Origin of the sequence: Streptomyces sp. NPDC051172 (assembly GCF_040682555.1) — a bacterium.
In the GTDB taxonomy this organism is placed as follows: Bacteria; Actinomycetota; Actinomycetes; order Streptomycetales; family Streptomycetaceae; genus Streptomyces.
Genome location: NZ_JBFBBE010000207.1, coordinates 1 through 9,790 on the forward strand (window position 1 = coordinate 1; position 9,790 = coordinate 9,790).

At 67.8% G+C, this 9,790-nt stretch carries 11 protein-coding genes and 1 pseudogene; 4 read left to right on the top strand and 8 right to left on the bottom strand.

The annotated features are described in order from the left end of the window. Positions 1 to 262 precede the first annotated feature (262 nt). The 3 genes from AB0N07_RS48435 to AB0N07_RS48445 are packed head-to-tail and all read right to left on the bottom strand — an operon-like array spanning position 263 to position 2,080. A complete protein-coding gene (locus tag AB0N07_RS48435) occupies positions 263 to 709 on the bottom strand; it encodes a heme-binding protein (RefSeq protein ID WP_365846998.1) in 447 nt (148 codons plus the stop codon). Positions 710 to 763: 54 nt separating this feature from the next. Beyond that, on the bottom strand, positions 764 to 1,084 hold the full coding sequence (locus AB0N07_RS48440; RefSeq protein ID WP_365847000.1) for an NIPSNAP family protein: 321 nt from the start codon (positions 1,082 to 1,084) through the stop codon (positions 764 to 766). A 30-nt stretch (positions 1,085 to 1,114) separates the two neighbouring features. Further along, positions 1,115 to 2,080 carry an NADP-dependent oxidoreductase gene (locus tag AB0N07_RS48445; protein ID WP_365847002.1) on the bottom strand — a complete coding sequence of 322 codons (966 nt, stop codon included), beginning with the start codon at positions 2,078 to 2,080 and terminating at the stop codon, positions 1,115 to 1,117. Positions 2,081 to 2,208: 128 nt separating this feature from the next. Between AB0N07_RS48445 and AB0N07_RS48450 the strand changes: the two genes are divergently transcribed. Beyond that, positions 2,209 to 3,189 carry a helix-turn-helix domain-containing protein gene (locus AB0N07_RS48450; RefSeq protein ID WP_365847004.1) on the top strand — a complete coding sequence of 327 codons (981 nt, stop codon included), beginning with the start codon at positions 2,209 to 2,211 and terminating at the stop codon, positions 3,187 to 3,189. Between the two features lie 184 nt (positions 3,190 to 3,373). Here AB0N07_RS48450 and AB0N07_RS48455 read toward each other — a convergent pair whose 3' ends face one another. After that, complete coding sequence (locus AB0N07_RS48455) at positions 3,374 to 4,588, bottom strand: transposase (protein WP_365847006.1); 1,215 nt, start codon at positions 4,586 to 4,588, stop codon at positions 3,374 to 3,376. 51 nt (positions 4,589 to 4,639) lie between these two features. Here AB0N07_RS48455 and tnpA point away from each other — a divergent pair. After that, positions 4,640 to 5,077: pseudogene (gene tnpA, locus AB0N07_RS48460) on the top strand (IS200/IS605 family transposase); the annotation flags it as partial. Between the two features lie 281 nt (positions 5,078 to 5,358). On the opposite strand, the gene AB0N07_RS48465 reads toward tnpA, so the two are convergent. Both AB0N07_RS48465 and AB0N07_RS48470 read right to left on the bottom strand, forming a co-directional pair. Then, entirely contained in the window at positions 5,359 to 5,832 is a 474-nt protein-coding gene (locus AB0N07_RS48465; protein WP_365847008.1) for a hypothetical protein, read from the bottom strand. After that, positions 5,826 to 6,362, bottom strand: coding sequence for an IS110 family transposase (locus AB0N07_RS48470; protein ID WP_365847010.1), 537 nt, complete (start codon positions 6,360 to 6,362; stop codon positions 5,826 to 5,828). Before AB0N07_RS48470 ends, AB0N07_RS48465 begins: the two co-directional genes overlap by 7 nt. 213 nt (positions 6,363 to 6,575) lie before the next feature. Between AB0N07_RS48470 and AB0N07_RS48475 the strand changes: the two genes are divergently transcribed. Together AB0N07_RS48475 and AB0N07_RS48480 are read left to right on the top strand one after the other, a co-directional pair. Beyond that, positions 6,576 to 6,992 (top strand): nuclear transport factor 2 family protein, encoded by a 417-nt coding sequence (locus tag AB0N07_RS48475; protein ID WP_365847012.1) that lies wholly within the window; start codon positions 6,576 to 6,578, stop codon positions 6,990 to 6,992. 86 nt (positions 6,993 to 7,078) lie between these two features. Beyond that, positions 7,079 to 7,777, top strand: a complete 699-nt coding sequence (locus tag AB0N07_RS48480) for a transposase (protein WP_365847018.1) — start codon at positions 7,079 to 7,081, stop codon at positions 7,775 to 7,777. A gap of 138 nt (positions 7,778 to 7,915) precedes the next feature. Here AB0N07_RS48480 and AB0N07_RS48485 read toward each other — a convergent pair whose 3' ends face one another. Beyond that, complete coding sequence (locus AB0N07_RS48485; RefSeq protein ID WP_365847014.1) at positions 7,916 to 8,329, bottom strand: peptidase inhibitor family I36 protein; 414 nt, start codon at positions 8,327 to 8,329, stop codon at positions 7,916 to 7,918. A 149-nt stretch (positions 8,330 to 8,478) separates the two neighbouring features. Next, complete coding sequence (locus tag AB0N07_RS48490; protein ID WP_365847016.1) at positions 8,479 to 8,973, bottom strand: RICIN domain-containing protein; 495 nt, start codon at positions 8,971 to 8,973, stop codon at positions 8,479 to 8,481. Positions 8,974 to 9,790: the final 817 nt, after the last annotated feature.

Sequence of the window (9,790 nt, forward strand, 5' to 3'; positions counted from 1 at the left end):
GACGCGTTACAGGACCTGCTGCGGTGCTGGGACGGCACCTGCACCACCTGCGGCCGCCCCCTCACCAGAACCAGAACCTAACGAAGCACTACTAGGTCCGGCCTGGAAAACGCCGGCACCGTCACCGCGATCGGTGACGACGCGACGCGATTCCGCGTTGGCGACCGTGTCGTCGGCCAGTTCTGGAGCCAGCCACTGCAGTTCGGGACCTTCGCCGAGGTCTGCGCCGTCCAGGCGCACAGGCCGACACTCCGGTGGTCGGTCAGTGACCGGGCGGGGCGAACCCGAGGGCGGCCAGGGCCTCCTCGGCGGCCTGCTGGTCCTGCTCGTAGTCGCCGCCTGAGATCCCCAGCCCCCCGATGCACCGGCCGTTCTCGATGATCGGATAGCCGCCGCCGACGGCCATCACACGAGGGTGGCCGCCCAGCGGCGCGATGTGCGGGTTGACGAGCAAGTCGTTCCACGTATGGGTGGGGATGCGGAAGGAGACCGCGGTCCAGGCCTTGTCGACGGCGACCTCGGCGGTGAGGAAGGGCGCGTCGTCGGCACGATCGAACGCCTTCAGATGTCCGCCCTGGTCGGTGACGGCGACGGCCGCCGTGAAGCCGATCCGGGCAGCGGCGGTGTGTACTGCCGCGATGAGCGCGCCGGCGGCGGCCTGGGTGATTGACGAGGCGGGGGCCGACTTCTGGACTGTGACGGTGCTCATGAACGTTCCTTTATTGCTGTGCTGTGCGCTCGGGTGGAGGGGCCGCAAGCCAGGTCACCGCAGGGGTAAGGCCGGGGTGGGGACCACACGTCTGACGACGGACTTCTCGGGGATCAGCAGGCCGTAGACGACCGGGCCGATCTCGTTCTTCCAGCGGTCGTGGTCGTACACGGCTGTGTACAGGGCCTCGCTCTGGGCCTCGTCCTCGAACCGGCGGATCCACACGTAGCCGTCCTCGTCCTCGGCGTCGACGAAGGAGGCGGTCACGTCCATGCCCAGCGAGGCCTGGAACGGGATGACCACGTCCTCCATGTAGCGCACCCACTGCTCGCGGCGTCCGGGCTGCGCCTGGTAGTGGCGGATCTCGTAGTACACGGTGCTGCTCCTGACTGCTTGCAGGGAAGGTCAGTCGGCCACGGTGAGGACGACCTTGCCGCGGGTGCGGCCGGCCTCGACGTGGGCGTGGGCCGTGCCGACCTGTTCCAGCGGGAAGGTTTCCTCCACCTCGACGGCGACCTCACCGGCGTCGATCAGGCCGGCGATCGTGGTCAGCGCGGGACCGTCCGGCTCGACCAGGTACGCAGTGACGCGCACGCCGGCTGCCTCGGCGGCCTGGGCCAGTTCCGGGGCGACGCCGGCCGGTACGGCGACCAGTAGGCCGCCCGGGCGCAGGACCTTCAGCGAGCGGGTGCTGGTCTGGTCGTGGGCGCCGCCCACCAGGTCGATGACGACGTCGACGTCCTTGACGACGTCCTCGAAGCGGGTGGTGGTGTAGTCGATGGTCTCGTCGGCGCCGAGTTCCTTGAGCCAGGGGTGGCGTGCGGCGCTGGCGGTGGCGATCACGTGGGCGCCAAGGTGCCGGGCGAACTGGACCGCGAAGTGGCCCACCCCGCCGGCGGCGGCCGTGATCAGGACGCGCTGGCCGGCCTGGACGTGGGCGGTGTCGACCACGGTCTGCCAGGCGGTCAGCGCCGCCAGCGGCACGGCGGCCGCGTGCGCGTGGTCGAGGGTGGCCGGCTTGCGGGCCCACTGGCGGGCCGGGGCGGTGACGTACTCGGCGTAGCCGCCGGCGGCACGCGGGAACCACGGCATGCCGTAGACCTCGTCGCCGACCTTCAGATTGGTGACGCCGAAGCCGAGCTCCTCGACGACACCGGACACGTCCCAGCCCAGGATCAGCGGGAGCGTCTGCAGCCCCGCCATGCCCTGGCCCTCGCGGGTCTTCCAGTCCACCGGGTTGATTCCGGCGGCGTGCACCCGTACCAGCACCTCGGTCGGCAGCGGCTCGGGGCGCGCGACCTCCTCGACGGTCAGCACCTCCGCTCCGCCGAACTCAGTGACGGTGACTGCCCGCATCGTGTGCTCACTCATGTCGTCCTCGCTCGTGTCCGTCTCACTGTTTCTTGTGCCGGGGCCTCGGTCCCGGCACAAGAAACAGTGGCGTGTGGCCGCAGAGGCGGGTGAGTGGCCGGAAGGACAACTGTCGTACCATTCCAGCCATGACGCATCGAGTTGTCGTTCTCGCCCTCGACGGAGTCCTGCCGCTGGACCTGGGCATCCCGGCCCGGGTGTTCAACGAGGCCTGTGAACCGGACGGGACCCGCCTGTACTCCGTCAGTACCTGCTCCCTCGGCGGCCGGCCGGTACGCACGCACGAGGACTACCGGATCGTCGTCGACCACGACGAGTCTGCGCTGGAGACCGCGGACACCGTCGTTCTGGCCACACAGGAGCCCAGCGAGCAACTGCTCGCGACCGGCGCGCTCCCCGAGGAACTCGCCGCGGCGCTGGACCGGATAGGGCCGCAAACCCGCATCGTCAGCCTGTGCACCTCGGCCTTCCTCCTCGCGGCGGCCGGTCTGCTGGACGGCCGGCGGGCCACCACGCACTGGGCGCTGTGTGACGCGCTGGCGCGGCTGTTCCCCGACGTCGACGTCGATCCGGACGTCCTGTTCGTCGACAACGGACGCATCCTTACGTCCGCCGGCGGAGCGGCCGGCATCGACCTGTGCCTGCACCTGGTCCGTCTGGACCACGGGGCGGCGGTGGCCTCGGCCGCCGCGCGGCGCTGCGTCGTGGCGCCGTGGCGCGAGGGCGGGCAGGCCCAGTTCATCGAGCACCCGGTTCCGCAGGACACCGACCGTTCCACTTCGGCGACCCGGCAGTGGGTGCTGGACCGGCTGGCCGAGCCGGTCACACTGGAGGACATGGCCCGGCACGCGCACATGAGCGTGCGCACCTTCACCCGGCGGTTCCGCAGCGAGGTGGGCAGCAGCCCCCTGAAATGGCTGGCGCAGCGGCGGCTGGCGCACGCGCGCCTGCTGCTGGAGTCCACCGACCTGACCGTCGCACGGATCGCCACCGTCTGCGGCTTCGGCGACCCCGTCGCCCTGCGCAAGCACTTCTACACGCACCTGGGCCTGTCGCCACTGGCCTACCGTCGCGCCCACAGCGCACCGGAGCCGATGACGGCACGGTGACCACCGAGCCGGGTCGGGGCTGCGACAACGCCCCACCCATCAGCTGGCGCGCCGCGTGGCTCCTACTGCCCTCTACCACCACCTCAAGGGCAAAGTGCAAAGTCCCGGACATCATGTACCGGGTTACCGAGGTACCGAGGACATCGTGGATGACGTGACCCCCTCGTGATGAGGGGGCTTCTCGCTATGCCGGTGCGGCTTCGCGACGGACCAGCCCGGCCCGTAGGACATTGATCGAGGCCACCGTGTCCGCGTGCGCGCTGTGGCCGCACGAGACGCAGTGGAACTTCTCCTGGGTGGGCCGGTTCTCCGCGCTGACGTGCCCGCATTCGGGACAGGTCCGGGAGGTAGTGCGGGGGTCCACGGCGATCACGTTTCGTCCGGCACTTTCAGCCTTGGCGTGCAGGATCGTCAGGAACACCCCCCATCCGGCATCTGAGATCGAGTAGTTGAGTCCGGCCTTCGCGGCGGACCCGTTGGACAGGAACCTGCCTGGCTTCTGGGGGTCCGGCTTCGGCGTGGGGGCCTTGACCATGTTCCGGATCTTGAGATCCTCGTGCGCGATCAGGTCGTGGTCCCGGACCAGAGCGAGCGCGGTCTTGTGGGCGTGGTCGAGGCGCTGGCGGCGCACCTTGCGGTGAAGGTCGGCGACCCGCTTAACGGCCCGCTGATGATTCGCCGTCCGCTTGTCCCGGCGCACGCGCCCGAGCCGGCTGAGGTTGTGCTGTGCAGCTTCGAGCTTGGCGGCTGCCTTCCGAGCGTGGCGTGGGTTCTCGACGTGCTCATCGTTGGAAGTGGTGAGGAACGAGGCGATACCCATGTCGATGCCGACGACGGACCCTGTCGCGGGGAGCGGTTCGGGCTGGGCCTGCTCAGCAGTCAGGACGACGTACCAGCGCTTGCCTTCGCGCCTGACGGACACGGTCTTGACCCTGCCGACCACGGGCCGGTGCCGGTGCACCTTGACGTGCCCGACGCCCTGGAAGCGGACGCGGGTGACGGGATCGTGCGGGGTGGCATCCCAGCGGCAGCCGTCGCCGTCCTTGGGAAAGTCCACCGTGTCGAACCAGTCCACCCCCCGGAATCGGGGATATCCCGGCTTGTCCCCGCACTTCACGCGGCGGAAGAACGCGGCGAACGCCTTGTCCAGGCAGCGCAAGGTGGCCTGCTGAGACGAGAACGACCACCGGCCCTGACGCTCCGGATCGAAGGCCCGGATGTCCTTGAGCTGAGCGGACTGCTGCCCGTACCGGACGGTGGTCTTCGAGGCGTGCTGGTAGGCGTCGCGGCGTTCCTGCAACGCTCCGTTGTAGGGCGAGCAGTGATCACGCAGCATCTCGGCGAGCGCCGCTTGCTGCCCCACGGTGGGCCGCATCAGGAACTTGTACGCACGAATCATCCAGCCCACCCCCTCCCCCGTCAGCTTCGAAGATCCTACTGCGCTTGGCGTGTGTCACCACGATGGGAACCAAACCCCGCCGGAACCAACCCCGATATTCGCACCGGCCGTCACGTCGCCCATATCCTTCACGCCCACTTGGTGTTCGTCACGAAGTACCGGCGCGGCGTCTTCGACGACGCCATGCTGAAGCGGTGCGAAGAGATCACGCGTGAGGTCTGCGCTGGTTTCGACGTGGAGCTACGAGAGTTCAACGGCGAAGCCGATCACGTCCACCTGGTGGTGCACTACCCGCCGAAGGTCGCCCTGTCCAAGCTGATCAACTCCCTCAAGGGCGTCAGCTCCCGATACCTGCGGGCCGAATACACCGGCCGCATCAACCACATCGGCATGGGCTCCGTCTTCTGATCCCGCTCCTACTTCGCCGGCTCGTGCGGCTGCGCACCGCTCACCGTGATCCATCACTACATCGAGCAGCAAAAACATCCGCTGCAACCTGCGGGTCACAGCAGTCCTGAGATGCACTTCCCTCCCCGACCGAAGCCGGGGATACCCACACAAGATCAGGGATGGATCACCTGGGAACACTGCGGTCACCCCATGAGCTCGTAACGTGATCATGATCCGGCCTTCTTGAGTCGTCGCCGGCAGATGTGGCTGGAGCCCATGAGACGAAGGCGTCGTGAAGTTCGAGGCGGCGTTCCCAGGCACGGCCAGGCGTTTGAACTGTGCCGCCGTCGGCCCAGACCAGCTCCAGCCGGTGGTGCACGTCAGCGACCTGCCCGAGCAGCATCTGGGCGGCGGTGCGATCGCCGGTGTCCGCGGCGGTGACCAGTGGCGGGACTGGGGCCCGGCCGGCGAAGTCGGCCAGCCGATCCGGGGTGCCGAATGCCCACCAGGTCTTTGCCGGTTGCCGCGATGAACTCGGCTCCGAGCCGGGGCGGCCCCATGCTGGGCAGTGTTTCGATCATCTTGGCATGCGGGTGTTCGTGAAAGCAGGCCTCGATGAGCGCATCCGGTTCGCCGGTCTCTGCGTCCAGGGCCAGCACACCCTTCGCGATCCGGGCCACCATGGCAGGGACCAACTGCTCGCCCGCCGGCGCGATGTGCTGGGCTTGTGCCACTCCGAAGGCGGTCTCGGCGAGCGAAGAGGCGTTCTTGACGCCACGGTTCTTCAGCCATGGTTCAAGGCGGGGGACGCCGGCCCGGCGGATCGCTGCTGGCGTCTGATAATCGGTCAGCAATACGACCAGGCCCCGGCCTTTGCGGGACAGGACACGCTCCAGTGCCGGGAGGATGTCAAGAGTTGCTCGCGCAGCCGGTTGATCTGCCGGGTGCGGTCGTTGACGAGATCGAGGCGGCGACCGGTAAGGGTGCGCAGGTCGACGGCGACCTCGTCACCAGGCCGCAGCAGCCCGAGGTCCTGGCGCATGCGGGCCTGGTCGGCGATGACATGAGCGTCCTTGGTATCGGTCCTGCCCTGGCCGCGATAGCCGGCCGAGACGCGGTGGACGGCCAGACAGGTGAGGTAGACCATCGGCTGTCCGGGCTCAAGCAGGAGCCCGATGAGCGGGGCGGCGCTGCCGTGCTTGGTGTCAACCGCCCACAGCGCATCGCCCTGGCCGGCGAGGGCGAGCACGTCCTGGATGAGTTCCAGCAGCTCGGGCTCGTCGTTGCCGACCCGGCGGGATAACCGTTGATCGCCAGGTGCGTCGAGTGCCAAGCAGTGATGATGTTCCTTGCCGCTGTCGACTGCGGCCCAGATCGTGAACATGGCCGCCTCCGTCAGTTGTTCGTTCTGCGGTCTCGCGGACGGCCTGCCGACGTTGTTTTACACAGCGAGCCTTTACCAGCCTTGTGCGCTGGCACGGCAGTTGCTCCTAAGGAGTGTTTGAGATGTTGGGTGTTGTGCCGGTTGATGGGCGGAGCGCAGGTGGTGGGATGAGAGCATGGGCTGTCGATTTGGCCTGATCTTGAGTGAGTAATCATGACTGCAGCTGAGCTTGTGTCGGCTTACCTGTCGGCGCTGGAGCGGGCGGATGCCGAGGCGGTGCTGGAGTTGTTCGCGCCTGGAGCGATGGTGCACTCTCCGCTGTACGGCCCTCGACCGGCCACGGAGTTCTATCCCGAGCTCTTCGCCGATACCAGCCGGGCGGGCCTGACTCTGCTGGGGGTGGCGGAGGGCCGGACCCAGCAGGGGGCCGCACTGATCTCGTTCTGGTTCCACTTTGACTGGCGTCTGCCGTCCGGAGCTGCCGCGCCGTTTGACGTGGTGGACCTGGCTGAGCTCGCCGAGGACGGACGTATTGCCACGCTGCGCATCGTGTACGACACCGTTGACGTGCGTCCGGTGTTCGAACGCGAGACCGGCAGTTCGTGGCGGTCCACCACAGATCAGAGCTGACGGGCTGCTGTCCACCCTGGCCGTGAAACGATCTTCAGATGTCTCGGGGCGATCTGACGGATACACAGTGGGAGCGGCTGGAAGTCATGTTGCCGTCGATACCGAAGACGGGCCTGCCGCCGCGCGATCGGCGGCAGGTCTTCGACGGGATCTGGTGGCGGGCGCGGACGGGCTCGCCGTGGCGGGATGTGTCCGAGCGGTACGGGCCCTGGGAGACGGTATGCGGTGTTCCGGCGCTGGCAGATCGACGGCACCTGGCCCCGCATCTTGAAGAAGCTGCAGGTCAATGTTATCTGGGGTGCTCAGGAGCTGATCGGCAGGTAAGGCAAGTGGGCCCGATCGGTCCGTGCCTTACAGATATCTGGGGGTTCGTCAGGAACGTACGGCACGTCAGCGGCGGGCGTGCTCGGCGCCCTGGGCGAGGTCTGCCGCAAGGTCCGGGTTCTCCCGGTTCCAGCATCGGAGTTCGGTCTCCAAGTCTGCCCGCGTCCGCTGGAGCGCCTGGTGGAGGCGTTCGGCTGGTACCTCTACCGTCGCTTCGCCCAGTGGAGCTGGGACCGGGGTCTGTCCGCCTACGAGAGGGGCAGCAGCGACAAGGGGGTGGGCCGGGCCCGATGCCGCCGGTCGGCAACCCCGAACTCGCCCTGGTCCTGGCCGGCGTCCCGGACTCCCTGGCCCAGACCGGCGGCGACCTGCACGCGGTCATCAACCGTTGCCGCGGTCGACGCCAGCCTGGACAGGCGGGTGCTCCCAGGACGGCGCGGTGCGGGTGTTGCTGCTGCTGAGGCGGGCATCGTCGAAGCCACGGCTGCGCAGCCCGGCCTGGTCCGGCGCTCATGGGCTGCGCTAGCGGGGTCGGCGAAGGGGCGGGCCCCCTCCACCATGTCGGTGCAGAGGGGGCATTCGCGATGCTTCGCTGGGCGTCAGCAGTAAAGGAGAGCGTCGTGGTTGTAGGTGAAGGAGTACAGGGATCCGGCGTAGCCCGCATCGTAGTAGTCGTCGTGGCCAAGGTCCGACTCGACGACCACCGTGTGGCCGGTGTTGTTGACGATCGAGGCAGCGTTGTCGTACACCGTCTGCCCGTAACCAGAACCGTTCCCCCAGTGAGCGAACTTGAAGTCCGACAGACTGAGGCTCTGGCCAGGCGACCAGTCTTCCCACGCGCCCCAGCGGTTCGGCGAGTTGAAGTACATGCACACGTTCCCGTTCGGGCAGGCCTCGGCCCCCGTCGGCGGCGTGGCGGCGAAAGCGCCTCCCGTGGCCAAGCTCAACGCGGCGACCGTGAGCGTCCCCACGATCGCAAGCTTGCCGGTGCGCCGCCCGAACCTGATACGCATTGCGTCCCCTCCCATGACTGCAGTGCCGTGCACTCAATATTGCAACCGGTCAGATCACGACCATGCTGAGGTAATCTCGAATCGCATCCGGCGGCGGTGGTGATCATGTCCGTTTCGCGGAGAGATCACCGCCGTCGCCAGCTGAGCGGTCAGGACAGGAAGAACTCCTGGTTCAGGTCGCCCCACGCGGGCCATAGCTGGAGCCCGCGGTTGGCGCCCGACGAGTCATAGTCCAGCACCAGGCCGGTGGCAACGTTGACGATCTGGGTCTTCCCGTCGGGCAGCCCCTTCAGATACCACCGCGAGGAGTCGTTATTGCAGACGTTGTTCCCATTGGTGACGACGACTGGCGAGGCTTGCTGATTCCAGTTCGGGATAAGGCAGCCACCGTTGGGGAGCCACTCGAACTCGTACGTGCCGTCTGGATGCACGTTCGCGAATGTCCAGTGGTTGGAGTAGGCGTCGCATGCATACGCGTGAACGCTCACCCCCAAGTTGTTCGAGTCCGGCCGGAGACACGGACTGCCGCCCCAGGGGGTCCGGAGGTTGAACGTTGCGCCCGCATGCGCCGGCAGGGCTTGCGTTGACAGCAGCGCCAGGGCTGCCGCCGGAAGCAGCAGCAAGCGTCGAAGGGTTTTGCTCATGGTTGTGCGTCCTCCCGTGAAGTCGCGGGGCCAAGAGCCCCGTTCGCCCCTCCTCGAAGACCTCTACGGCATCGGCCGAGCCGAGGTTCGATGAACCCACAATCGTCTGTATTGGCCTTGCGCGAAGCGGCCCGACCAGGCTGCCCGGCGTGGCCGCGTGGAGTCTCGTTTCCCACACAAGTCCACACACCCCGGTCGGCCCCTGTCGGCTCACCGAATGTAGCGCCGGCGACCCATGGTGTGGGGTGTCTACTTGCACGGTGAAGCGGGGGTTCCGGTGTCGCAGTGCACAGCGAGCCGGGAAGAGTACGGGTGGGGCCTGCTCCAGCGCTGACGGTGGTACGGGGACAGCGGCGGGCCGCGAGCCGTGACGCGCCGTCACCCACCCGCGTTCACCGGACATGACCACCTGCTTGTGTCCACCGCCTGACCGCGACCTGTGCCCGCACTGCCTCGGCTGGGGATTCCAGCCAAGCACGTCGGGCCCGGAGCGTCCTCTGTGCCCGCGCTGCCGGATGGCGTCCGGTGGAGTGGTGTAGCAGGGATCTCGGCGTACCCCCTGGTCATGCGGCGGCCATCGCGCAACTCTCCGAGTAGAGAAGCTCGTTGAAGCGAGTGGTGCGCGGTTTCCTTACGACATCCCGGTTCACCCCCGGTGACCGCCTCGGTCTCGGCCTTGACCTGGTGCGGAGAATGGCCCGGAGCCTGCCCGAGGAGCACGAACAGATGCGGCACCTGGGCCTGCCCGCTCTGCGGCCCCGGACGGCTCCCGTCCTAATGAACGGCGGCCCCGGAAACGGTTTGATCGAACCGTTTC

What these genes read in the sequence shown, in the direction of transcription:
- AB0N07_RS48435 (WP_365846998.1), bottom strand. Translation starts at nt 709, where the DNA reads ATGAGCACCGTCACAGTCCAGAAGTCGGCCCCCGCCTCGTCAATCACC.
- AB0N07_RS48445 (WP_365847002.1), bottom strand. Translation starts at nt 2,080, where the DNA reads ATGAGTGAGCACACGATGCGGGCAGTCACCGTCACTGAGTTCGGCGGA.
- AB0N07_RS48450 (WP_365847004.1), top strand. Translation starts at nt 2,209, where the DNA reads ATGACGCATCGAGTTGTCGTTCTCGCCCTCGACGGAGTCCTGCCGCTG.
- AB0N07_RS48455 (WP_365847006.1), bottom strand. Translation starts at nt 4,588, where the DNA reads ATGATTCGTGCGTACAAGTTCCTGATGCGGCCCACCGTGGGGCAGCAA.
- AB0N07_RS48470 (WP_365847010.1), bottom strand. Translation starts at nt 6,362, where the DNA reads ATGTTCACGATCTGGGCCGCAGTCGACAGCGGCAAGGAACATCATCAC.
- AB0N07_RS48475 (WP_365847012.1), top strand. Translation starts at nt 6,576, where the DNA reads ATGACTGCAGCTGAGCTTGTGTCGGCTTACCTGTCGGCGCTGGAGCGG.
- AB0N07_RS48480 (WP_365847018.1), top strand. Translation starts at nt 7,079, where the DNA reads ATGTTGCCGTCGATACCGAAGACGGGCCTGCCGCCGCGCGATCGGCGG.
- AB0N07_RS48485 (WP_365847014.1), bottom strand. Translation starts at nt 8,329, where the DNA reads ATGCGTATCAGGTTCGGGCGGCGCACCGGCAAGCTTGCGATCGTGGGG.
- AB0N07_RS48490 (WP_365847016.1), bottom strand. Translation starts at nt 8,973, where the DNA reads ATGAGCAAAACCCTTCGACGCTTGCTGCTGCTTCCGGCGGCAGCCCTG.